The sequence below is a fragment of the Pedobacter sp. WC2501 genome (genome assembly GCF_052682415.1).
The window spans coordinates 3241384-3266317 of sequence record NZ_JBQZFI010000001.1; the positions used below are offsets into that span (position 1 = coordinate 3241384).

The 24934-nt window shown below is 37.2% G+C and carries 24 protein-coding genes; 17 read left to right on the top strand and 7 right to left on the bottom strand.

Annotated features, from left to right (window positions below; translation table 11 throughout):
- Positions 1-51: 51 nt before the first annotated feature.
- A complete protein-coding gene (locus ACUN24_RS13855) occupies positions 52-921 on the top strand; it encodes an AraC family transcriptional regulator (RefSeq protein ID WP_445563018.1) in 870 nt (289 codons plus the stop codon).
- Between the two features lie 663 nt (positions 922-1584).
- Here ACUN24_RS13855 and ACUN24_RS13860 read toward each other — a convergent pair.
- Positions 1585-2544 carry a GlxA family transcriptional regulator gene (locus ACUN24_RS13860; protein ID WP_445563019.1) on the bottom strand — a complete coding sequence of 320 codons (960 nt, stop codon included), beginning with the start codon at positions 2542-2544 and terminating at the stop codon, positions 1585-1587.
- Positions 2545-2678: 134 nt separating this feature from the next.
- Here ACUN24_RS13860 and ACUN24_RS13865 point away from each other — a divergent pair, with 134 nt between their 5' ends.
- The 13 genes from ACUN24_RS13865 (at position 2679) to ACUN24_RS13925 (ending at position 12459) form a co-directional block, all read left to right on the top strand.
- The gene (locus ACUN24_RS13865; protein ID WP_445563020.1) at positions 2679-3173 is read left to right on the top strand and encodes a DinB family protein; all 495 of its coding nucleotides are present in this window, start codon (positions 2679-2681) and stop codon (positions 3171-3173) included.
- A gap of 3 nt (positions 3174-3176) precedes the next feature.
- On the top strand, positions 3177-3683 hold the full coding sequence (locus ACUN24_RS13870) for a DinB family protein (RefSeq protein ID WP_445563021.1): 507 nt from the start codon (positions 3177-3179) through the stop codon (positions 3681-3683).
- A 14-nt stretch (positions 3684-3697) separates the two neighbouring features.
- Complete coding sequence (locus ACUN24_RS13875) at positions 3698-4105, top strand: hypothetical protein (protein ID WP_445563022.1); 408 nt, start codon at positions 3698-3700, stop codon at positions 4103-4105.
- Between the two features lie 567 nt (positions 4106-4672).
- Entirely contained in the window at positions 4673-5050 is a 378-nt protein-coding gene (locus ACUN24_RS13880) for a DoxX family membrane protein (RefSeq protein WP_445563023.1), read from the top strand.
- 102 nt (positions 5051-5152) lie between these two features.
- Entirely contained in the window at positions 5153-5584 is a 432-nt protein-coding gene (locus ACUN24_RS13885; RefSeq protein ID WP_445563024.1) for a DUF2147 domain-containing protein, read from the top strand.
- A 6-nt stretch (positions 5585-5590) separates the two neighbouring features.
- Positions 5591-6610: a WD40/YVTN/BNR-like repeat-containing protein gene (locus ACUN24_RS13890; RefSeq protein WP_445563025.1), complete on the top strand. Its 1020-nt coding sequence runs from the start codon at positions 5591-5593 to the stop codon at positions 6608-6610.
- Positions 6611-6762: 152 nt separating this feature from the next.
- On the top strand, positions 6763-7578 hold the full coding sequence (locus tag ACUN24_RS13895; protein ID WP_445563026.1) for a TerC family protein: 816 nt from the start codon (positions 6763-6765) through the stop codon (positions 7576-7578).
- A gap of 84 nt (positions 7579-7662) precedes the next feature.
- Positions 7663-8367 (top strand): HAD family hydrolase, encoded by a 705-nt coding sequence (locus ACUN24_RS13900; protein ID WP_445563027.1) that lies wholly within the window; start codon positions 7663-7665, stop codon positions 8365-8367.
- Complete coding sequence (locus ACUN24_RS13905; RefSeq protein ID WP_445563028.1) at positions 8354-9190, top strand: phosphoribosyltransferase family protein; 837 nt, start codon at positions 8354-8356, stop codon at positions 9188-9190. Before ACUN24_RS13900 ends, ACUN24_RS13905 begins: the two co-directional genes overlap by 14 nt.
- 1 nt (position 9191) lies before the next feature.
- Positions 9192-9746 carry a TerD family protein gene (locus tag ACUN24_RS13910; RefSeq protein WP_445563029.1) on the top strand — a complete coding sequence of 185 codons (555 nt, stop codon included), beginning with the start codon at positions 9192-9194 and terminating at the stop codon, positions 9744-9746.
- A gap of 4 nt (positions 9747-9750) precedes the next feature.
- Positions 9751-10365: a TerD family protein gene (locus tag ACUN24_RS13915; protein ID WP_445563030.1), complete on the top strand. Its 615-nt coding sequence runs from the start codon at positions 9751-9753 to the stop codon at positions 10363-10365.
- 26 nt (positions 10366-10391) lie between these two features.
- Entirely contained in the window at positions 10392-11489 is a 1098-nt protein-coding gene (locus ACUN24_RS13920; protein ID WP_445563031.1) for a toxic anion resistance protein, read from the top strand.
- A gap of 7 nt (positions 11490-11496) precedes the next feature.
- A complete protein-coding gene (locus ACUN24_RS13925) occupies positions 11497-12459 on the top strand; it encodes a hypothetical protein (protein WP_445563032.1) in 963 nt (320 codons plus the stop codon).
- Positions 12460-12989: 530 nt separating this feature from the next.
- Here ACUN24_RS13925 and ACUN24_RS13930 read toward each other — a convergent pair.
- Entirely contained in the window at positions 12990-13853 is an 864-nt protein-coding gene (locus ACUN24_RS13930; protein WP_445563033.1) for a dienelactone hydrolase family protein, read from the bottom strand.
- 62 nt (positions 13854-13915) lie between these two features.
- Positions 13916-14920: a phosphotransferase enzyme family protein gene (locus ACUN24_RS13935; protein WP_445563034.1), complete on the bottom strand. Its 1005-nt coding sequence runs from the start codon at positions 14918-14920 to the stop codon at positions 13916-13918.
- 110 nt (positions 14921-15030) lie between these two features.
- On the opposite strand from ACUN24_RS13935, the gene ACUN24_RS13940 reads away from it, so the two are divergent.
- Entirely contained in the window at positions 15031-15624 is a 594-nt protein-coding gene (locus ACUN24_RS13940; RefSeq protein WP_445563035.1) for a 2OG-Fe(II) oxygenase, read from the top strand.
- 9 nt (positions 15625-15633) lie between these two features.
- Here ACUN24_RS13940 and ACUN24_RS13945 read toward each other — a convergent pair whose 3' ends face one another.
- Both ACUN24_RS13945 and ACUN24_RS13950 read right to left on the bottom strand, forming a co-directional pair.
- Positions 15634-16353: a LytR/AlgR family response regulator transcription factor gene (locus ACUN24_RS13945; protein ID WP_445563036.1), complete on the bottom strand. Its 720-nt coding sequence runs from the start codon at positions 16351-16353 to the stop codon at positions 15634-15636.
- Positions 16350-17846, bottom strand: coding sequence for a sensor histidine kinase (locus ACUN24_RS13950; protein ID WP_445563037.1), 1497 nt, complete (start codon positions 17844-17846; stop codon positions 16350-16352). Before ACUN24_RS13950 ends, ACUN24_RS13945 begins: the two co-directional genes overlap by 4 nt.
- Positions 17847-18173: 327 nt before the next feature.
- Between ACUN24_RS13950 and ACUN24_RS13955 the strand changes: the two genes are divergently transcribed.
- Both ACUN24_RS13955 and ACUN24_RS13960 read left to right on the top strand, forming a co-directional pair.
- Entirely contained in the window at positions 18174-19073 is a 900-nt protein-coding gene (locus tag ACUN24_RS13955; RefSeq protein WP_445563038.1) for an ABC transporter ATP-binding protein, read from the top strand.
- The gene (locus ACUN24_RS13960) at positions 19070-22588 is read left to right on the top strand and encodes a M1 family aminopeptidase (RefSeq protein WP_445563039.1); all 3519 of its coding nucleotides are present in this window, start codon (positions 19070-19072) and stop codon (positions 22586-22588) included. Before ACUN24_RS13955 ends, ACUN24_RS13960 begins: the two co-directional genes overlap by 4 nt.
- Before the next feature lie 274 nt (positions 22589-22862).
- On the opposite strand, the gene ACUN24_RS13965 is transcribed toward ACUN24_RS13960, so the two are convergent.
- Positions 22863-23804 carry a helix-turn-helix domain-containing protein gene (locus tag ACUN24_RS13965; protein ID WP_445563040.1) on the bottom strand — a complete coding sequence of 314 codons (942 nt, stop codon included), beginning with the start codon at positions 23802-23804 and terminating at the stop codon, positions 22863-22865.
- Between the two features lie 26 nt (positions 23805-23830).
- Positions 23831-24931, bottom strand: coding sequence for an efflux RND transporter periplasmic adaptor subunit (locus ACUN24_RS13970; protein WP_445563041.1), 1101 nt, complete (start codon positions 24929-24931; stop codon positions 23831-23833).
- Positions 24932-24934 lie beyond the last annotated feature (3 nt).

The window sequence follows — 24934 nt, forward strand, 5'->3', positions numbered from 1 at the left end:
TTTTTACATTGCAAAATAATTTTGCATATTAGATTGATTTTTTAAGATTTTATGAAACCGCATTTACTTAATGTATCTACCAATTCAGTAGATTCTTTTAGCGCTCGAAGAGATGTTTTGCCCGATATTAACAACCGTTGGCATTACCATTCTGCATTAGAATTAATCTACGTTAAAAAAGGCAGGGGTACGCAGTTTATTGGCGATAGTATTAAAAATTTTAAAGATGGTGATGTGGTTTTGTTAGGGAGCAATTTACCACATTATTGGCGCTTTGACCCGGAATTTTTTGATGAAAAGGCTTGTGAGCCGGTTGATGTTTATGCGATTCATTTTAAGGAAGATTTTTTGGGTAGGGATTTTCTCGATCTTCCCGAAAATCAGGAACTTAAAAAAGTTTTACTTCAATCCACACAGGGAATTCAGTTACAAGGAATTTCGAAAGAAAGAATTGCTGGTTTAATGCCTCAGATTATTGAGGCAACGGGTACTATGCGGATCATAAAAATACTCGAGGTATTAACAGAAATAGCCAATTGCGAAGAAAAAAGCACATTGGTTTCGCTAGGCTTTAAACCAAATTTTTTGGAGAACGAGAAAGATAGGATCCAATCTATTTATAACTATACCATTAGCAATTACAAGAATAAAATTGAACTAAAGGAAATTGCAGCGGTAGCAAAAATTAGCCCCAATTCATTCTGTAAATTCTTTAAAACTAAAAGTAGGAAAACGTATACACAGTTTCTGAATGAGATTAGAGTAGGGCAGGCCTGTAAATTATTGATCGAAAATGATCTAACTGTGAAAGAAATCTGCTACGACTGTGGATTTTACAATTTTACCAGTTTCCACAAATACTTCAGGGAAATAACGGGCAAAACTCCATTGAAATATCAGCAGGCTTTTTCTAAACAATAACTATCATTAATAAGGTCGATTATAGGATTAGAGTTTAAGCGCTAACTGAATATTTTATCAGCAATATCTCTGATCCTAAACCTGAAAAAAGGGTGAAAGAATTGACAATGGCCATAATTATCTTATATGCCTGGTTCCAAACATAAGTTTTAAGGATGGCCTGTTTTACGGCTCCTCATCGCTATGTTTTTATAGCTCTGCGATTTTAAGGTACACAGCAACTGCTCCCTACTTAATTAAGTGGATTTCCAATAAATAAAAAAATGTCTTTAATACAATTTTGGGCGCAGGCCAGGTTATAACAACATGGTTTTGCTATCAAAATTTAATGTCTTGACTTGAAAAGAGAGGTTAATTTTGATGACGGGAAAAGAACTGGTTAAAATTTTTCGTCATCGCTGGGAATCTGCTCAGCGGAGAAATAACAGTACAACATAGATCCAAAAGAGATAATATAAAATACTGCTGTGATTAAAAGAAATGTGCTCATATATATAGATATTTGGTTAGTGTAATTATAAAGTTAAGTTATCTTAAATACAAGAGGATATTGCAATTTATTTTATATTAATTATTAACATAGTTGGTTTTTGATGTTGAAAACTGTTTATTTAGTTTTTTTGTTGTGTCGGTTTATCTTATTTTTATCTCAATTATAGATGTTTACCTGGACTGAAATTTATCGCGATATTGGGTCGGCGTCATCCCGACTGATTTTCTAAACACTTTTCTAAATGCTTTTGGATCATTGTAGCCAGAGTTATAAATTACCTCTGTCATTTGTTGAGCAGTTTGCTCCAATAATTTTTTAGCGGCTTCGATACGGGTTTGTTGAAGATACTCAATAGGGGTTATTCCAATCACCTGTTTAAAACGGCGCACAATATTTCTTCTACTGGAAGGGATATCTTTAATCATCTCTTCGATAGTGGCCACATCCTGATAGTTATTTTCAATTTTTTCTTGTGCCGATGCAACAATATCATCATTGTGATGGCGGATGGGCTGGAAGGTGCTAAAGTACAATTGGTTTACGCGGTCCATATCAATTGCAAAAATTTTAGCCACCTTAACGGCCATATCTTTACCGCAATGAAGCTGTAGCAGGTGTAACAATAAATGAAAGGTAGAGGTGGCGCCACCGCTTGTGAATAATCTGCCGTCTTGTGTTACTGTTTTTTCAGCCTTTAAATGCACTAAAGGAAATGCCGCAGAAAAAGCAGAACAAGCATCAACATGTGTGGTTGCCGCTTTGCCATCCAACAATCCCGACGCAGCCAGTAAAAATGCACCAGTACAAAAAGTTGCGATTTCTGCCCCCGCGTAATGCTGTTTGTTTAACCATGGGACATAACTTTTATTGGCCGAAATACATTCCTTAATATCATTGGTGGCAAAAGATGGGATCAAAATAAGATCAACATCGGTAGCTTTTTGCAAAGGGATACAGGGGTGTTCGCTAAAGTTATAATTTTTATCATCCGAGGTGATTAAATTGATATTAAAAGGCGTTTCGAGCTCATCTTTGCGATAAAATCCATTTACGGTATCAAAAACATCTAAAATAGCTGCTACGCTTAATAATCTGAAGTTCTGGGGCATTAAAACACCTATTTGTATCATTTGGTTAAAAATTTAGGTATCATAAATATATGAAAATTGTCTGAAATGCCCCTTAATATTGACTTTTACGGCAAGGGTAGTCATCAATATTAAGCCATAACTTTATTCATATACTAACCACCTGATAAAATTATATGAAAAGCAAACCAACCAGTGGCAGAATGTACGGTATAATTGTATTGTACGAAATGCAAACAGATTTTTTATTGAGGGCTTTAGATGGGATAGACCAAAAAGATGCGCAAAAAAGATTGGATACCAAAGCCAATCACATCGCCTGGATTACGGGCAGTATAGTGCAAGGGCGGTATTTTCTGGCTAAATCGTTTGGCATCGATCTTCCATCCATCACCGACGAACTTTTTGCCAATAACAAGGGGATTATCGATGATGCGGTTTATCCGACGCTTGCAGATTTTATAAAAGATTGGGAAAATATTTCTCCAAAGCTGCAGGAAGCTTTAACCCAGGCTACGGATGAAAAACTGGAAGAGAAGCTCAACATACCCGGAATGGAAATTACCCTTTTCGAAATGATCAGTTTCAGCACCTATCGGGATGCGAACTGCATCGGACAAATTGCCTTGTGGCGTAGGTTATTGGGCTATCCAGGAATGAATTATATGTAAGTTATGGAAAAAGTAATTAATGAAGCCAACGAAACCTTATTGGCATTGGAAAACGCTTTCTTAAAATTTGATATCTCATTGGTGAATAAAGTGCCTTTTGAAGGCAGCTGGACCGCAGGTCAATTGGCTGAGCACCTTGTTTTGTCGAATTCGGGCTTTTTACAGGTTATTAATGGCCCTGTAAGGGAAACAGATAAACCAGCCGATTTTATGGTAGCGCAAATTAAAAAGGATTTTTTGAATTTCGATGTGAAGTACGATTCGCCTAAAGAAATTTCTCCTGAAAATAGAGCCTACAACCCGTCTGAATTATTGGAAAATTTAGGGCAGGTCAGGATGGGAATATCGGCAGCGGCGGGAAACCTGGATTTAACTAAAACCTGTAGCGCTTATGAACTGCCAGGTTATGGTTTTCTAACCCGCTTAGAGGCTGTTTATTTTGTGATCTATCATACACAACGACATATCCACCAATTAAAAAATATTTACAGTAGCTTAAATCCCAATTGATTTTAACTAAATTTATGAGAAACAACAAGCTTGATTTACTCAATCCCTACACCGGTAAATGGAAAACAGAAGGTTTAACCAAATCGGGAGAAGTAATTACAGGAACCGACACTTACGAATGGATTGAAGGCGGTTTCTTTTTGACGCATAAAGTAGATATAACGTTTAACAAGAAAAAGGTACAATCTTTAGAAATTATTCATTATGATGATATGGAGGATGTTTTCAGATCGCAATCGTTTGATAGCCAAGGAAGCATTTCAATATCTACCCTTAAAATTTACGACGATATCATTTTAATATTTGCTGATACTGAAAGATTTAAAGGGAATTTTAAAGCCAATACGATTGAAGGAATCTGGGAACAATTTGATGGTAAAAACTGGGTGCATTGGATGGATATCAAATTAACAAAAATTTGATCATAACATCATACTGAACCTGTGTAAGTATTTAAAAGGCTGGTTAGATCTTAAAACAAGTTAAGGATGAGGCCAGTTTATGGGATTTGTCATTCTGAATGCAATGAAGAATCCTTATTAAACAAGCTTTAAGGTCAGTTTTTCATAGGTGAACGATTCTTCGCTGCGCTATCATTGACGTTGTTTTGCAAATAATTATTAATCAGAACTTTAACTGCTTCGGCATTTCCGCCCAGCTAGGCCATAGCACGATATCCCCGTTCTGCCTAAATCCGGCCTAACAAATTTTTCGGGTTGCACTGCTTAAGCCAACCTACTAGCTTCGAAAGAAAAATTTTCAGCCGGTGTTTTTTGTTTCTTTTTGACACCAAAAAGAAAGAGCCCTTCGGCGGCGGCGAGCCGAGGCAAGACCGCGCCGTAGGATAAGAGAAGACAATTGTACTTCACTCATATTGATTTTAAACAATTAATTAACCCTCAGAATGACAATTAAGATAATGGTCAGTATACCAATGAAAATCTAAAAAAAAATATTATTTTTAAATATAAACCGAAAATTAAACCACTATGAAAATCGCAGTTATTATTGTACGCGTGCTTTTAGCCGCTATGTATCTTTTTGCTTCTGTAAGCTATTTTCTTAATTTAATGCCAAAGGCTCCGGAGATGACAGCGGCACAAACTAGTTTTATGACTGGTTTAATGGCGTCTGTGTACCTTTTTCCATTGATCAAAATAACCGAATTGGTTGGTGGGGTACTATTGCTTATCGGCCGTACAGCACCTTTGGCCGCATTGGTGGTTTTTCCGGTTACGCTCAATATTTTCCTATATCATGCATTTTTAGGCCCGAAAGATTTACCTATGGTTGCGGTAATGCTCCTGTTCAACTTATTTCTGTTTTATGCTTATCGTACAAAGTACCTGCCCATCGTTTCAAAGTAAATTTTACCATTTATAAAACTTTCTCATACTTTTTCCCTTTATTTAGTGTTTCGATATAAGGTGTAATTCATTATCTTTAAAAACTAACTAGAAATAAAAAATATGAGAAAATTCCCATTTTTAATGCTACTCCTTGTAGCCGTATCATTTTCTGCTTTTGCACAGAACAAAGATGCGGTTGTTGGCAAATGGCTTAATCCATCAGGAGAAGGACAGATTGAAATTTATAAAAAAGGCGACAAGTTTTATGGAAAATTGGCCTGGATAAAAGAGCCGAACATCAACGGAAAACCTAAATTAGATGTTAAAAACCCTGATGAAAAGCTACAGAAACGTGCTTTATTGAATCTGGAAATATTGAAAAATTTTGTTTATGATGATGGCAAATGGACAGATGGAACGATTTATGATCCCAAAAGTGGCAAAACATACAGCTGTAACATGTCTTTAAAGAGTAACGATGTGTTAAATATCCGCGGATATGTGGGTATCTCACTTTTAGGACGTTCTGAAACTTTTAGACGGGTTAAATAACAACAGATGAAAAAAATAATATGGTGCCTTTTAGTGGCACCTTTTTTTTGCGCCGCGCAGTCGTACTCCATAAAACCCTTGAATGAGCATACTAAGACCAGTTTACGCGGATTAAGTGTCGTATCAGATCAGGTTGCCTGGGTAAGTGGTAGCAATGGATCAGTAGGTAAAACCACTGATGGCGGCAAAAGCTGGACCTGGGTAAAACCCAAAGGGTATGAAAAAATCGATTTTAGGGATATCGAAGCTTTCAACGATAAACAGGCCATTATTGTGGGAATTGCCTCACCTGCCTATATTCTGAAAACCATTGATGGTGGAGAAACCTGGACAGAAAATTATAAAAATGTAGATTCAGCAATATTTTTAGATGGTTTGAGTTTCTGGGATAAAAATAAAGGTATCATTTTCGGCGACCCCATTAATGACAAAATGCAATTGCTTAAAACCGTAGATGCAGGTAAAGCCTGGGAGGATATCTCTTCAAATTTAAAAGTCAGTTTGGCCAAAGGTGAAGCCGGTTTTGCCGCCAGTGGCACAACCATAAAAACATTACCTGGTGGCAAAACCTGGATTGCAACAGGTGGAACAGTATCCAACATTTATTTCTCATCTGATTATGGTCAAACCTGGCAGGTATTTAAATGTCCTATTTTACAGGGTGAGGGGAGTACTGGTCCTTTCTCGATCGATTTTTATAACGAAAAAACAGGTGTAACCGTTGGCGGTAACTACTTAAAAGACAAAGAAAATCCGAATAATGTGCTGTTAACGAATGATGGAGGCAAAACCTGGAAAAAGCCAATTTTGCCTGTTTCAGGCTTCCGATCGGCCGTAACTTATATTAATGCTAAAACCGTAATTGCAACGGGTACTTCAGGCACAGATATTTCTACAGATGGCGGTCAGAACTGGAAACACATTTCAGATCAAAGTTTTAATGCTGTTCAAAAAGCCAAAAAAGGTACACAAATTCTTCTTGCAGGAGAGAAAGGTAATATCTATCAATTGGAGGTTAGCAAATAAAATTTCAGCCCTATTACGTAACAGTTTTATTGATTAAGTATCTAATCAGTAAAAGGATTCAATAAATAAAAAGATTGAGGCATTGAGATTGATAAAATTTTGTTTCTTTGCTCAACTAAAACTTTAATTTAAAACATACACACACTCGCTCAATGGATTTTTTGCATACAATTTTAGGTGATGATATACAGGCCGGATTATTAATTATTTTAAATTTAATTGTGATCGAAAGTTTGCTTTCGGTTGATAATGCTGCTGTTTTGGCAACCATGGTAATGGATTTGCCAAAGAACCAACGCGATAAAGCATTAAAATACGGTATTATCGGTGCCTACGTTTTCAGGGGTATTTGTTTATTCCTGGCAGCATGGTTGGTTAAAATCTGGTGGTTAAAACCACTTGGCGGTTTATACTTATTATACCTGGCTTTCGATTATTTTAGAAAAAAGAACAGTAAAAAGAATGAGGAAGAAGAGGAAGTAGATAAAAGCAAAAGCTGGATTTATAAATCGACTGTTGGTTTAGTGGGTACTTTTTGGGCTACGGTTGCTTTGGTGGAAGTAATGGATCTTGCTTTTTCTATTGATAACGTTTTTGCTGCGGTGGCATTTACAGATCATATCTGGTTAATCTATATCGGTGTTTTTATCGGAATTTTGGCCATGCGTTTTGTGGCGCAGGCTTTTGTAAAACTGATGGAAAAATTTACCTTTTTAGAAACAGTGGCCTTTATCGTAATTGGTGTTTTGGGTATTAAACTTACCTCTTCATTATTTACGCATTTTTATCCCGAGTCGCCAATTTCTCATGCCATTGAAGGAGAAAAAACAGATCTTTTCGTGTCTATTTTTACTGTAGCCATTTTCATTATACCTGTATTAACCTCCCTTTTGTTTAACTATCCCAAAAAACACAAAAGCGATATTGTTATTTCGGATGAAGCCGAAGAAGTATTGGATAAGTCTTAAGGCTTATCTTTCATAAATCTTACAATCAACCGCTTCTGATTATACAACAAATTTGTAATATTAGAATTTATTAAACAGGATACAATGGCTTTTTACAAACATTACTCATTCGATCTTTGGTTAACGTTGATTAAATCTAATCCAACTTACAAGCAGGAACGGGTACAGTATTTTTTCAGGAATTTTAATGGCAAGCATAAAAGCATTGATGAAATTGCCATCACTTTCCGTCAGGTAGATTTAATGGTAAACGCCATTAATGAAAAAGCCGGTAAAAATGTTGATGCTGATGAAATGTATTTGATGATCATCAGCATGATCAATGATTACGATTTCAACTTTGGTGATGTAGACCTTAATGTGCTCGATCATGATATGGAACAGATCGTATTTGACCATATGCCAAAGCTTTACTGTGGTGATTGTTTAAATGTGCTGGCTAAAATCAAAGAGTCGGATAAAAGCTCCACCAATATCTTAAGTAACACAGGTTTTATTAAAGGTAAGACCTTAAAAAAAGTAATTGAACATTTAGGGATTGGTCAGTTTATCGATTTTCAGCTTTATTCTGATGAAGTGCGCATGTCGAAACCCAGCACAGGTTTTTTTCAGTTGATGTTAGATCGCATTGATAGAACAAAACACCCCGAATTATTGTTAACAGATGTCATCCATGTTGGAGATAACCCCCATGCTGATGTTCGCGGAGCAGAAGCAATGGGAATTAATAGTATGCTGATCAATTCAAACAATTTATCTATCTCAAACCTACTCTATGATACCGTATAATTTCTCACTCCATAAAATAGACAATACAGTCGATTTTGGCTTTAGTGCCGACGATTATAGTCGCTTTAAGTTTGGCGATGACCTTGTTGCCCGATCTTTCGGGAAAGACCTGGCTGATGGTTTTATCAGGTATTACCTGGCCGATAATCTAATTACCGATCAGATTGTGGTCATTTCCAGTCCTTATAGTTTTATCCCTACGGCAACTTTTGCCATGAAAAACTATTTCGTTTGCCAACTTAACCGTTGGCTGGTCGAAAATGGCGGTTTAGCTGTACAGGAAACCAAAGTGCACAGAACCATTACCTATAAAGAAGATTATGGCGAACTAAGTGCAGAAGAAAGGCTTTCGCTAATTGGTAACGATTCGTTTCACATCGATAAGGATTTTTTGACCGGTAAAACACTTTTATTTCTGGATGATATCAGGATTACGGGGAGCCATGAACGCATGATCTTAAAAATGGCAAAAGAATATGGTTTAAAGAACGAAATGCACATGCTTTATTTCGCCGAACTTGTCAATAAGAATATCCATCCCAACGTAGAAAACTTCCTGAATTACCATCAGATCAAATCTATTTTCGACCTGGAAGAAATTATAGATGGTGGAAATTTTTGTTTCAATACCCGTATTGTGAAATACATTTTAAATACTACTTCGAGCAGTTTTGCCATCTTTTTAGAACGCCGGAGTACCGATTTTATCAATCAACTTTACGATCTATCTTTAGGGAATAACTACCATGCAATAGAAGCGTATTCGAAAAATTTACATCTTATAAAAGACTATATCAAAAACAACAATTATAAATTAATTTAATATGGCTATTAATTTGCAAAAGGGGCAAAGAGAAAATATCGATGCTCCTAAATTTACAATAGGTTTAGGTTGGGACACCAACAGCTCTTCAACAGGTTCTGCATTCGATTTAGATGCTTCAATTTTTTTACTAAACGATCAGAAAAAGCTAATTTCAGACGAAAACTTTGTATTCTACAATAATTTGGTTTCTCCGGATGGCGCTGTAGAACATACGGGTGATAACTTAACTGGCGATGGCGATGGCGATGATGAGCAGATCAAAATTGATTTAACCAAAGCTGATGCTAAAGTAAGTGAGATCTGTATTGTGGTAACCATTCACGATGCTGAGAACAGAAGACAGAATTTTGGACAGGTGAGAAACTCTTTCATCCGTATTTTTGACGCGGTAACCAATGAAGTAATCTTAAAATATGAATTAGAAGAAGATTTCTCTATCGAAACAGCAGTAGAATTTGGCCGGATTTACAAACGCGAAGGCAAATGGAAATTTGAGGCCGTTGGCGTAGGTATGAAAGGTGGTTTACAGGATTATTTAAACAAATATCAATAATATTATGGCAATCAATCTTCAAAAAGGACAGCGTATTAGTCTGGAAAAAAGCAATGGCAGCAAACTTCAGAATGTTTGTGTAGGTATTAACTGGGGTGCTATTGAAAAGAAAGGCCTTTTCGGTTTCGGATCTTCGAAAGAAGCGGTAGATTTAGATGGAAGCTGCGCATTATACAACGAAAACAAACAACTTTTAGAGGTAGTTTATTTCGGTAACCTAAAATCTAAAAACGGTTCTGTAAAGCACAGTGGCGACGATTTAACTGGCGATATGGGAGGCGATGATGGTTTAGATAATGAAGTGATCACACTTGATTTTTCACAGCTGGATGCTAATGTAAGCTACGTTGCCTTTGTTTTGAACAGCTTTAGAGGTCATGATTTTGGTGCGATTCCTTTTGCTTCCATCCGCATTTATGAAGGCACAACGAAACGTGTTAATGAGGTTTTTGCTAAATTCGATATTGCTAACGGAGCAAATTTTGCAGGTCACGTATCAATGGTGATGGGCGTTTTCTACAAGAAAAACGGTGAATGGAAATTTAATGCCATTGGCGAACCTACCAAAGATAAAAAACTGGAAGATACTGTTAAAACTGTAACTCAAAACTATTTATAAGCCGTAAAGCTGGTAATTATCAAACTATGGAAACCAACCCGAACGTTACCCAAGCCCTTACTCCGGTTAAACTGGATAAAGATGGCAATGTGGATCTCGAGAAAATAACCTCGGAGGAAACGCTTAAATACAATGAAATTGCAAAATCGCTCGAACCATCAGACGTAAATTCTATCCTGAATTACGGAAGCGATGCCCAAAACTCAATGGAGAAATACAGTAACGAGTTTTTATCGTCTGTACGTACCTATAATAGTGGCGAAGTTGGCGGTTTAATTAACGAACTGCTAACCGAACTGAATTATATCGATGTTTCTGAATTGGAACAGAGCGGCTTTAAGAGTTTCATCTCTAAAATCCCGTTCTTAAAAAGTTTAGTGGTTGATGTGAAGAAACTTTTTCAGAAATATGATGTGGTGGTAAATAATATCGACAAAATTACCAACAAAATTAAAGCTGGAAGGTTAAATTCAATTAAAGACAACAGTTCGCTGCAAACCATGTTCGATAGCAATGTTAGCTACATCCATCAGATGGAAGAACTGATTATCGCCGGACAATTAAAATACAACGATCTGAGCATTAAATTAGCCGAAATGGAAGGTCGGCCGGCAGATTACCAGGATTATGAAATTGCCGATTTAAGGGATTTTATTAGCCGTTTGGATAAAAGACTGGCCGATATGAAGATTGTGCGTTTCATTATGTTGCAGTCTTTGGCGCAGATCCGTGTGGTGCAAAATAACAATACTTCAATTGCAGAAAAAGCACAATCGATTGTTTCTACAACTATTCCGGTTTGGAAAAATCAATTAACCATTGCTGTTGCATTACAAAGGCAAAAGGCCAATGTAGAGATGCAGAAGAAAATTTCGGATACCACTAATACCATTTTACAGAAAAATGCGGAGATGCTGAAACAAAACAGTATTGATGTAGCCAGAGAGAATGAAAAAACTGTGGTATCTTTGGAAACCTTGAAACTAACTACTACATCTTTGATAGAAACGCTTAATGAGGTGAAACAGATTCACGAAGCAGGTGCGCAGAGCAGAAGAGTGTTAGATGGCGAACTTAAAACTTTGGAAACAGAGTTGAAAAAGAACGTTACGAGGGTGAGTTAATAAAAATATGGATGAATACCGTTTAAATATTCTCAAAAAATCAAGCGCAGAGATCAACCGTTTACAGTTGCTCTCTGTGTTTTTTGATAATGAGGTGATTTATAAAATTTACTTACGTAGTCAGGTTATTCATCAGCTTTTTGCTAATAATGAAGAGCTGGAGATCGAAAAATTAGATCTTTTCCATCTTCAATTTACCGATAGTGTAGTCGAACTGCTCAAAAAGATTAAAAAGAGCAATGAGAAAAATGTATCGCTCATCTACGATGAAATTGACCTGAACGAAGAACTCATCGATCGGATGGCGGGTACGCTCGTTGATCAGAAAAGTTTTCAGCAGGATAAACAAAAACAGTCACTTAAAATTAACTTATCGTTGCGGAAGCTGTTCAGTGTATTGTCTGAGCTCAGTTCCGATTTTCCGTTTTCTAAAAATATCAACGTTTTTAGTTCTAAGTACGCCAACGATTTTTATTTCGATCTCACTACTGATCAATTTGCTAAACTGATTGATTTTCAGGACAAACAAGTATATACCAATGTTTATGCAACTATCGAGAAAAAATTGATGGGCAAGCTGTGTAAATACGATTTTCGGTCTGAATTTTACATTGGTTTAAAATCTGGTGAGCAGGTTATTGAGGTTTATAAATTTTTGGATATAGACAAATATTACCTGTTTTTCCCAAGCAGAAACCTGTTTTTATTCTGCGATTTAACCATTTTGAAGGATTTGGATATGTCCAATAACCTTTCAGAACGGGAACGGATTGTACAGGAGCTACAATATAAAAACGATAAATTAAAAAGTAACGCTGCGGTTTTAAAAACTGCCATTCCACACGAGGTTGTTAACTTATTAGAAGATAGTTACCATAAAATATCTGATATTAATTTCCTGAACCACCTTAATAATTTCGATGTACAATCGAATATTTTGAAGACCATGTTGAAGACGGATTTGTTTTAGTCTGGTTTTTTACCACCTAAGACATTTGAGCGCAGCTTAGAATTGTCTTGCCGATTAATCATCACTATCGCAAGAAATCGTCATTGCGAGGAGGAACGACGAAGCAATCTTACAACTAAGGGTTTATGCAAGGTTAGTTAAGTTTTTTGGAAATCAATTATAGCACTTTTCGGCATTGGCAGTCCCGCTTTTTATTCCAAGTCCTCGCGCGTGCCTCGCTGTGGGCTTTACATTGCAATCGGGTTTAAGTGGGCAGATTAGTGATACTATTAAGATATTCTACCTACCAACCTTTGTTAAATAAACCTGACAAAGCGGAATAGCCCGCAGCACAGCGAGGACTATAAGCGATGGCAGGGCTACAGCACCTATGAAACACCGAACGAACGTTTCCAAAATAGAGAAGTCGTTATTGTGGAGAGGAACGACAAAGCAATCTTAAAACGTTTGTTAATCATCCTTTTGCATAAGATTGCTTCGTCGGCTGAAAAAGCCTTCTCGCAATGACGATCTTATGAAAGAAATTATTACTACCGCGTCAACACTGCCAATTTCTGTTTAAACAGATCAATTGTTCTGCTCCAGGCTAGTTTTGCGGCAGCTTCATTGTAGCGGGTAGGTGAGGTGTTGTTATTAAAGGCATGGTTTACACCATCGTAAATGTAAATTTTGTAATCAATTTTATTGTCTTTTAAAGCCTGCTCGTAAGCTGGAATTCCGGCATTAATGCGTTCATCCAGGCCGCCATAATGCAGCATTAAACTCGCTTTAATTTTCGGAACATCTGCTGCATTGGCCTGTGCGCCATAATATGCTATAGCCGCCTGCAATTTAGGATCGTTAACCGCTAATTTATTGGCCATTCCACCGCCCCAGCAAAAGCCCACACAGCCTACTTTACCATTGCCGTCTTTTCTATTGCGTAAATACTCCAGGCCTTTTAAATAATTCTGTAAGTTTTTTTCAGGATCTAATTTGCCGATCAACTCGCGCCCCTTATCTTCGTCTACTGGTGTTCCGCCAAGTGGAGAAAGCGCATCAACACCAAGCGCCAGGAAACCTTCGGCGGCAACACGTTTCGTTACATCAATAATATGCGGATTTAAACCTCTGTTTTCGTGAATTACCAGTACACAGCCTAAGTTCTTTTTGCCTTTTGGTTTCGCCAGCACAGCTTTCATTTCACCATCAGCACCAGCATAGGTTACATCTTCAACATCGATATCATCACTCTTAAAATCTGCTGCAGCAGCATAATTATTCTCCAGCATCGGCAGAATAGTCATTGCTAATGCTGTGCTGCCCGCCAAGATGGCCAGCTTTCTCATAAAATCTTTTCTGCTTACCTGACTATGGGTATACTCATCGTACAGGTTGATTATTTTCTGATCCATCTTATTGATTTTGAATTAATATACAATATAAAAAAGGATGGCGAGATTTAATACAGCATTGCCTAAAAGTTACAATACATTTCTTCCCATTTTTTTATCAGCGTTATACGGTGTTTCGTGTAACGAGGGTTTAAAAAAGCATTCGACCAATCATCGTAATTGTCATAAAAGAACTTCAAAAAGAAAATATGAAAGGTAATCCCCAGATAAGGAATGGCTTTTAATTCATCAACAGTTAAGGGACGTACTTTTTGATAGGCATTTAGAAAGGTTTCGAAATCCTTTTCGGCCTGTTCTTTAGAGATTAGATTATTCAGCTGATGGAAGAAATAGTGGTTAAGGAAAGTCATCAAATCATTAATCAGGTAACCTTCTCCTGCAAAATCGAAATCAAAGAAGGTAATTTTTCCCTGCTCATCAAAGTGGAAATTCTTTGGAAAAAAATCATAATGGCAATAACCATAACTGAACTTTGAAGTATCAAATCCTTCGAACTTTTTAACGACTTTATCTGCGATGTTCGTCAGATATTCAAATTCCTCTTGCATTTCTGTAAAATGAGGTTTTAAGTCGCGCAAAGGCTCAAATAAAGTCGTTTCAAAGTTGAATACCGGTCTTGCATTATTCAGTTTAATGGAAGATGTGCTTTGGTGTAAGGTTGCAATGTCTTGCCCCAATTGAACAAGGTGTGCATTTTCCAGATCCAAAATCACTTTTCCTTCAGCAAAGGAAAACAGTACACCATTTCTTAAACCTTCTATGGCATTAAACTGTTGGATTTGTTTCCCAAACACATCCGTTATCGGGTAGGAAACTGAGTTTCCATTTGTCTTTAAAATATTAAGCAATTCTACTTCAGCTTCAATTTCGTTGTGTTTACGGTGTGCATCACGGTAAATTTTGAAGATATATTTCTGATTCTGATTTTCCAGGATGTAAGTGTCACTTACATTTCTAATTAATAAACGACATGTTGTAGATGGATCTAACTGATAAGTTTCAATTAAATAATCTTTTAAAGCAACGGCTGATAAAGTGGAGTATTGGGCAGGGAAAATGGTTTGCATAAGTAGCGCATTTGGGGTTTCAAATATAAATTTTAGAAATGACATCTTAGCCATTAATTAAGACTACCTTACGAACCTTAGGCATATCGTTTTAAGATTAATACAATCTGTTGAAAAAAATATTTGATTGCCTTGTCGATAGTTTTATCGAGGATAAAGTGGGGATTGCCGAGAATTTTTTAAGTGTTTCTTTAGCAGCACACCTTAAAGATAACCTGATCGGGTTATTTGAAAACAAAAAACTTTTAAATGCTGGTGTGGGTAATAATTTGGTTGTGAATCAGGATAAACTGATCAGAAGCGATATCATTTACTGGTTAGACAAAAAGCATAACAACCAATACGAAAATGATTTTTTCGATCTGATGGACGAATTTGTTGCCTACTTAAACCGTAGCTGTTATACGGGCATCACTGGCTACGAGTTTCATTATACGCTTTACGAATCGGGTACGTTCTATAAAAAACATATCGATCAGTTTCAGAACAACGGAAGCCGGCAATATTCGATGATTATGTATTTAAATGCTGATTGGAAAATGGAAGATGGGGGAGAGCTGCGTATTTATCATGTAGATCAGGAACAGAATATCTCGCCCAATAACGGTAAAAGTGTTTTCTTTAAAAGTTCAGACCTGGCACACGAGGTGTTGCTTACGCATAAACAAAGAATGAGTATTACAGGCTGGCTTAAAATTGGTTAATCGCTAATTTTAAATATCAAGCAATTGCTTAATCATGCTTTTGAAATTTTTGCCGATGGGTATCTGCTGGCCGTTTTTAAGTACAATAGTATTGCCCTCTAAATAATCGACGTATTTTTTGTTGAGAATAAAGGATTTATGAATCCGGATGAAATCGATTGACAACTGATCTTCAAAACTACCCAATGTTCGTGGGGTGAGTAAAAAAATGCCGTCTTTCCAAACCTTTACATAGTTACCCATGCTCTCTAAATATTGGATTTCATCGATTTTAATCAGGATATATTTCTTATCTACTTTAATCGAAATCTGCCCATTGTTTTTAGGTTCTGTTTTTTCAACTTGAATAGGGGGGGCTGTTTGTTTTTTGAGGTTATAAAATTCCTGTGCCCGATTAACGGCTTTTAAAAAACGATCGAATCGGAAGGGTTTTAAAAGGTAATCACAAACGGCCAGATCAAAACTTTCTAAAGCATATTCTTCGTATGCTGAAGTAATAATAACAAGTGGTTTATGTTGCAACGTTCTTAAAAAATCCAGACCGTTTAGTTTTGGCATCCTGATATCTAAGAAAATTAAATCTATCTGTTGTTTACTCAAAAAATCCAGGGCTTCTGTAGCACGGTAGCAGTGGCCGGTAATTGAAATAAAAGGAATATCTTTTGCATACTCAGTAATTACACCGTGTGCAAGAGGTTCATCATCTATTATTAAGCAACGTAAGCTCATGTTAGCTTGAGTTTTAATTCTGCTTTAAAGATATCAGCAATGGTGGTAATTTCCAATGTATATCGGCCGGGGTAAATCAGTTCGAGCCGCTTTCTCAAATTATCAATCCCAATTCCTTTAATCTCGTTTACCTCTTCAGGATCGAAAGAGTTCTCGCAACTGAAAATAAGCGTGGTATCATTACTGATTAACGACAGTTTTAAAGTAGCCGCATCTTCTGCTGGTTCTATACCATGTTTAAATGCATTTTCGATAAGTACAATAAGCAGCAGTGGGGCAATATCTATCTGATTGTTCGTAACCTGCTTTTCAAATTCGAAATGTAAGGTTTTGTGCAAACGAATTTGCTGCAGTTGAATGTAATCATTAATATAATCCAGCTCCTGCGAAAGTTTAACTGTTTTTTCCTGTCCTTTGTAAATCGTATAACGCATCAGTTCCGATAATTGCAAAATACTTTCTGGTGTTTTATCCGATTTTTGCAGGCTTAATGCATAAAGGTTGTTAAGCGTATTAAAGAAAAAATGTGGATTAAGTTGTTGTTTTAATAAATCAAGTTCAGTTTGCGATTTTTCTTTTTCTAAAGCGAGGATCCTATTGTTCTGTTTTCCCCATTGCAGCGCCAAAACTACTGGTAAACTGATGAGCATAATGGCAAAGGCCCCAAATGCGTTTTCAAGCTCGAAAGGATTATTTACGAATATACTCCGGCCAAAAACCGTGTTTATGGGCAACAAAATTAACAATTGGGCCAATAGTGGATAAAGAACAGCAACGGTTGCTGAAAGTGATAAAAGGTAAACGAACAAACCTTTCTCTTTAAGGATTTTAGATACAAGTAAACGGCTATTGATCAGGAAAAGCAGGTACCCACATAAATACATGATCAGGAATTGTGAAAAGAAGCCCAAAAACGTCCCAAAATTGTGCAAGAGTAGTTTAATGTCAAATTCGAAACCAACCAAACGGAACCCCTTTCTTTGGTAAACGGGATTGTCTAAGCTAGAAACGGCCATTACTGATATCGTTGCTGCGAGTAAAATGATGGTAATGAGAACGGCATTTTCCAGACCGATTTTTTTGATCCACTTAATGTGCTGTACTTTCTTCTGGTAGTATTGATTAGCAATCAGCATTAATTCGAGGCTTACTGCTGCTAAAGCGGTTAAAGTAAAAAAACTATCATCAAGCTTAACGATTTGTAGGTAAAATGCAATAAGTGTAAACAGAGGAAGTGCGATTAAGAAACAAATACCCCAATAAATAGCGTAATGTTTTTTGCTTAGCCTGTTTTTTAATCTGGCTTTAGCAAAAGAAAAAATAAATATGGGGAGCAAGCAGAAACCCAGAGCCAAAATGCAGCTGACATAGCTTAACCAAATATTGTTGGTTAAGCTGTAAGTGTTAAATATGGCTATCCATAACAAAAGGCCAATAAATATGAAAAAGTCCTGGTATTTATAACTGAATTTTAAATTCTTTGTATTGAGCATTTCGTATTTAACGTATCCGTGAGTTCACATACCACACTCGTATTATTATTTCGGTTCGTGGAGACACGAACCGATGCGATAATATTTTTTGTTTTTAATCTTTCCATCGCCATGGCCTGTGTCCCCACAGACCAATTTTTCTCCATTCTTTAAAATTAAGAAACTTTGCAGGTTGTTTAAAATATAGATGACGAAAGGTTCATTTTTCATGACGAAAGGAATATCAGGTTATTTTTTCCTTTCATCATCATTTCAGCTTCCTTCGTCACTTAAATTTAACAGATCGCTTTAATCGGTATAATTTGCTTCCATCTTATTTGAAATAAAATGGTACGGCTTAAAATACAGCAACTTACAAAATCTTATCAAAATGGGGTTAAGGCCCTTGATGATGTTACCCTTAACATTGCAAATGGCATGTTCGGCTTATTGGGGCCGAATGGAGCAGGTAAATCGTCGCTTATGCGGACGCTTGCAACCTTACAGCTACCAGACGCCGGTCAGGTTCATTTTGATGGAAATGATGTGCTGCAAAACCCCCAGGAAATGCGGAATAAACTGGGTTATTTGCCACAGGATTTTGGAGTTTATCCTAAAATTTCAGCGCTTGATCTGTTGAACCACCTGGCTGTTTTAAAAGGCCTGCAGCATAAAAACGAAAGAAAAGAACAGGTGACTTCACTCTTGCAACAGACCAATTTATTTGAAGTAAGAAAAAGGTCTGTCAGCACTTTTTCTGGTGGTATGCGACAGCGTTTCGGCATTGCGCAGGCTTTATTGGGCAACCCGCAGTTAATTATTGTCGACGAGCCCACCGCAGGCCTTGACCCACAGGAACGGAACCGTTTTCATGATCTACTGAGCGAGATCGGCGCTGCTCGTGTGGTTATTTTATCTACCCACATTGTGGAGGACGTAAATGACCTTTGTTCTGAAATGGCGGTACTGGCCAATGGAAAGTTGATTTTACAAGGCAAACCTTCAGAACTGACCGGGAAATTAGATGGAAGAATCTGGCGAAGGATAATCGAAAAGTCAGATCTGGCTCAATATTCGTCGGTTTTTAATGTAATTTCTACCAAAATTATATCGGGCAGGTTAAATGTATTCATACTCGCCGATGAAATTCCTGCACCAGGTTTCGAACCTGTTTACCCTGGTTTGGAAGAGGTATATTTTTCTTCATTATTTGGCTCTGCCAATCAAAATACGGAGGCGAGGTTATGATTATAGATTTACTAAAATTTGAATTGAAATACCATTTTGGGCAGATCTCGTTCAAAGTGGCTGCGCTTTTGTTTTTTATGCTGGGATATTTCTGTGTGGTACAGGGTGGATTTGGTTCTGATGAGGTGCATAAAAATTCGCCTTATGTCATCACCAACATCATCGCTCTGCTTTCGCTTTTCTCTATCTTTTCGGGTACATTATTTAGTGCCAATGTGGTGCTGAGGGATAGTATGCACAAAATGGAAGCAGTTGTTTTTACCACTTCGATAAAAAAGCTTCCTTATTTTGTGATCAGGTTTTTAGGCCTGATCATTTCGGTTTTTAGTTTATTGGTGTTGGTGGCCTTGGGGATTTATGTCGGTACTTTCTTCATAGATGCCGATCGGTTAGGTAGTTTTCATCTCAGCTATTTTATCCAACCACTTTTAGTTTTTGCCTTACCCAATGTACTATTCTCGGCAGCAATCTTATTTTGTACAGCGATATTAACCAAAAGTGTACGCGCAATCTATGTAGTGGGTGTGTTGATTTACATTTTGTATATGCTGGCTTCCATATTTGGCAATTCCCCTTTGTTAGCTACATCGACAATGAAAGCTGTCAGTCCAGATATTTTACCCCTACTTTTAGATCCTTTTGCGCTAGCCTCCTTTTTTGGCGAAACCAGAACCTGGACTGATCTACAGCGCAATCAACAATTGTTCCCTGTTGAAGGTGCATTTTTACTGAACAGGTTACTTTGGCTTGGTTTTACAGCCTTGCTAATGCTGGTTACCTATCGTTTATTCAATTTCCGATTGCAGCAGCGACGACAATTAAAAATCAAAACCGTTAAAGCAGAACAGATTGAGCCGATTCCTTACCGTGTTTTACCGATATTATCAAATGGTTTTCGTTACCACATGAACACGTTCTTTGCGCAGTTTAAACTCGAAATGATATTCCTGTTTAAAAACATCCCGATTATGGTAATGCTCCTGTTGTGGGTGTTTATATTCGGGGTGGATTTGAAAGACCAGCTGTTTAATGGTGTTTATGGTATTCATAGCTATCCGGCAACAGGCATCATTATCGAAGAAATACGTTCAATGAAATTCGGACTTGTCCTGATTATTTTTTATGCTGCAGAAACCATTAGCAGAGAAAAATCAGTAAGTATTCATTCGTTGATTTATAGTACACCTGTTCAGAATTCAGCTTTGTGGATGGCAAAAGCCCTGAGTCTTTTTATGCTCGTTTTCATCCTCGTTACTTTAAATATTGGGATTGGCATTGTGCTGCAGCTTACTCATGGTTATTTTCAGATCGAATTGCCCTTGTATTTATCGTTGTACTATTACAGCGCATTCCCTTTGTTGCTTTTTGTGGTGCTCATTATTTTTATCCAGAATTTAAGTGTAAACAAGTATCTAGGGATGTTATTGAGCATGATCGTTGTTTTCCTGATTTCGTATGCTGACAGGTTTGGCTTAACACATTACCTTTTTCGCTTTGCAACAGTACCTGATTTATTACATTCTTATTTTAACGGTTTTGGTTATTATGCCAGTGCATTTAACTGGTATATGCTGTATTGGTCGGCTTTTGTAATGGTTCTTGTGGTTTTAACCATTGGGTCGTGGCAGCGTTCTGTTGAAAATAAGGCTAAAGCGAGATTTGCATCCATAGGTTTGGCATTGAAGCAGCATAAATGGATTACCGTTTTAGCCTTGCTAGTCTGGCTTTCCTGTGGCGCATTTATTTATCATCAAACCAATATCATCAGGAAGTATAAAAATAAACAGGAGCAGTTAGATTGGAGTCTGGCTTACGAGCAGAAATATAAAGCGCTGTCAAGCCAGCCCCAACCCGTAATTAAAGCCGTTGAAACGAATGTCGACCTATATCCAAATGAAGGAAAATATACCGTTAAGGGTACTTACCGTTTAAAAAATGAATCAAAATTACCTATTGCCAAAATATGGGCCTACGCCAGCCCAGCTGTAAATTCATTTTCTATAACCATTATTGGAAGTAAAAAAAGTGAAAGAGACCAAACATTTAATCAGCAGTTTATCACTTTAAAAACACCATTGCAGCCTAATCAGGAAGTAATAATGAATTTTGCTGTTGAAGTAATCAGAAATGGATTTACATCTTTTGACAGTGAAAATTCAATTGTGAAAAACGGGACTTACATCGAGATGGAGAAATTTGTACCTCAGTTGGGTTATTGTTATAATTTTGAGAGCGAAGATAAACGCGAACGTAAAAAAGCAGGTTTAGCCGAAATAGCCAGCAAGCCCACTTTTAACAATACTTATGAACTGATTGATTTAGAAACCACAATTTCTACAGCTGTTGATCAGCAGGTGATTACTGTTGGTGAATTGCAAAAACAATGGATGGTCAATAACCGAAGGTATTTTAAGTACAAAACTTCGATCCCCATAAATTTTATGTTTGCCTTAAGCAGTGCGAGGTACGCAGTAAAAAAGGAAAAACACAAGGGAGTAGAGCTCAGGGTGTATTATCAGTCTGGACAAGAGTATAACCTGAAAAGTATGTTTAAGGGGCTTAGAGATGCCCTGGATTATGGTAATCTAAATTTTGCTAAATATCCGTTAAAACAGTTAAGTATTGCCGAAATTCCACAATATAAGGGTGCTGCAACAGCTTATCCCGGATTAGTTTTCAGTGCAGAGAATATTAATTTCCTGGGGAATTATAGTCAGAAAAGTGCCATTGACCAAAGTTATGCCATTGCCGCGCATGAAACTGCACACCAGTGGTGGGCAAATATTTTGGCTCCTGCAGATGCTGCAGGTTATGCCATGCTGACCGAATCTTTGGCTAAATACACCGAAAATGTGCTGATTGAAAAGGCTTTTGGCAAAATGTATTTGAGGAAATATTTGGCTTATGACAATAGCCTCTATTTTTTAAACAGGAATAATAATGAGAAAGAGTTACCTCTGACCAAAACTTTAGATCAGACTTATGTGCATTACCAAAAAGGAGGATTAACGATGTATGCGGTAAAGGAACTATTAGGAGAGGGAAAGTTTAATGCAGTACTAAGGCAACTCATTACCGACCATGAATATCCGAAACCCAGGGCTACAGCAGCGGATTTGGTTAATGCGATTTTAAAGGAAGCTTCGCCTGAACAGAAGAAATTTATAGATGATTGTTTTAATCAGGTGGTTACTTATGATTTGGGTATTAAAGTGATCAATTGTAAAAAGCTGAGTAATGGAAAATTTAAAATTGATCTTAAAATTGATGCTGAAAGATTAAGTGATGGCAAGAAACAATTACCAGATCTTGAAGTCGATCTCTCTTGTTTTGATCAATTAGAAATAGATTGGCAAGCTGATACCAAACCTACATACGTCCAAAAGCTCTATATAAATCAACAAAAAACCAAACTGTCAATCATTGTTGGGCATAAGCCAAAAACGGTGGCTATTGATCCTTATGGATATGTATTGGATACTGATAGGGGTGATCACGTAGCTGTGGTGGAATAAAAAAATCTTGGAGAAAGATCGTCATTCCCAACTTGATTGGGAATCGTAATACAATAAGCTTTAAGATTCCCGCCTGCGCGGGAATGACGGTTTATTTTTGAAATCCGTCATTTCGAGCGGAGCGCAGCGCAGTCGAGAAATCTGTTGCGATAGATTTCTCCATTCCGCAACTGGTGAAAAACCATTCTAGTTGTAGCGTCTCGCTACGACATGCGATCATTTTATAGGGTCTTAGCGAGACGCTAAGACCAGATTGCGTCTAGATGAAGATTAATCAATTTGCCCTAAACACCTTTGGAGTACATTGCATCTGACGTTTAAAAAATATGTTGAAATTTGCCGGGTATTCAAAACCCAAACAATAGGCAATCTGTGCAATATTCCATTCGGTATGTTTCAGCAAGGCTACGGCTTCGGTAGCGATCCTTCTCGAAATGTGTTCAGAAGTAGTTTTGCCCGTTACTTCTTTTACCGCATGGTTTAAGTGATTTACGTGTACCAACAAGCGGAAGGCAAAATCGTGGGCTGTTTTTAACTCCAGAATATGCTCCGTAGAACCAATTGGGAATTGCCTTTCCAATAATTCAATAAATAATGAAGTTAGACGCACAGATGCATTATTCTGTTTAAAAACAATGTCTTGTGGTTTAACTTTTAGTGCTTCGTGAACAATAAGCTGCACATAGTTTCTCAACAGATCGTATTTATGGATATAATCGCCATCCATTTCTTTCATCATTTTAGTGAAGACATCTATTAAAATAACTTCCTGTTCTTCGCTAATGTGAATTACCGGACTATCATTAATTCGCCACAATAAAGAATCGCGGAGGGTTTCATTACGGTTATGGATAAAGTTCTCTGTAAATAAACAGAAGAATCCGGCAGGTTTTGGAGAAGTACTTTCCCAAGAATATGGAATATTCGGATTGGTAAATAATAATGCCCGTCCTTTAATTTCGATCTGCGCATCAGGGTAATGCAAAATTCCATTGCCAATGATCAGCGAAATTTTATAAAAATCTCTCCTGCTGAATGCAGATGGTACATTGGTACAAACATTACTCCGGTTAAAAACATTAAAGTGCCCGATGTCGTTAATCATGCCTAAACTTGGCGTAGGAATTTCGGGCCTGGTGATTTTTAATTTATTGTAAAAATCCTCTAATGTTTCCTTTTTTTGAAGGGTAGAAAGCTCTTGATTTTTTGATAACATATTTTAAGTGCTTAATACAAGTAAAGTTATGGTTTAATCGTCATTCCTTCATGCATTTCCTCGGTCGGTTCTGCAACTAATTTGTCACCTTCTGCTAAATCTCCAAAAACTTCAACTTTATCGTCGGTTTCCCTTCCTTTTTTAACAGCCACTTTAACCGCTTTATTATCGGCTACTTTTAATACAAATAATCCTTCGCTGGTATCCAGTAAAGCTTTTTTAGAGATGATAAAGGTACTGGCATTGGCCGGTAAAGGGATGTTCACCTCTGCCACCATACCCGGTAATAAAACCTTTGAAGCATTTGGTACATCCATTTCAATACGTTCAGAACGTAAACGTAAATCCAAAGCACCTGATAAACGTTTCACTTTAGCTTTAAAGGTTTGGCTCGGTAAAGATTTAACCGTAAAACTAATCTCGTCGCCAGCTTTTAAATAACCGGTATAAACCTCAGGAATGGAAACAGCCAGGCGCAGGTTTTTCTGATCCTGTAAAGTAAACAAAGGTAAATCAGAACCTTTACCTGTCGGACCAACGTAAGCACCTAAATTCACATTTCTGGCTGAAATAATACCACTAAAAGGTGCCCTGATGGTTAAATAATCCTGAACTGAACTCACCTCTTTATAGGCCGCTTTTGCTGCTTCGAGCTGCGCAAGGTCTGCATTTTTTTTGGCCATTGCCTGGTCCAGGTCGTTGGAAGAGATCGTTCCAGGCGTTTTACTGGTTTCGTACAAACGGTTGTAATTTGCTTTGCTGGCGGTATAAACAGCTTCCTGTGCTTTTATGCGCGATTGTGTTGCTGCCAGTTGTGAATTCATTTCAGGTGCTTCCAGGGTCATTAATAACTGACCTTTGCTTACTTCTGTGCCGATATCAACTTTTAAGGTTTTTACAAAACTGCTTACTTTGGCGTATAAATCAACTTGCTGCAAAGCAATTAGTTCGCCAGGTAAGCTCAGTTTAGTGGATAGTTTCTCTTTTTTAAGGTCGAAGGTAGCTATCGCTGCTTCTTTTTCTTTCTTGGGTGCTACTTTCGATTCGGAGTGTCCACAACCATACATAGCCGTTAGCACTAAAAACCCTGTACTTAATAATCCTGTTGAAAATATCTTCGTATTCATTTG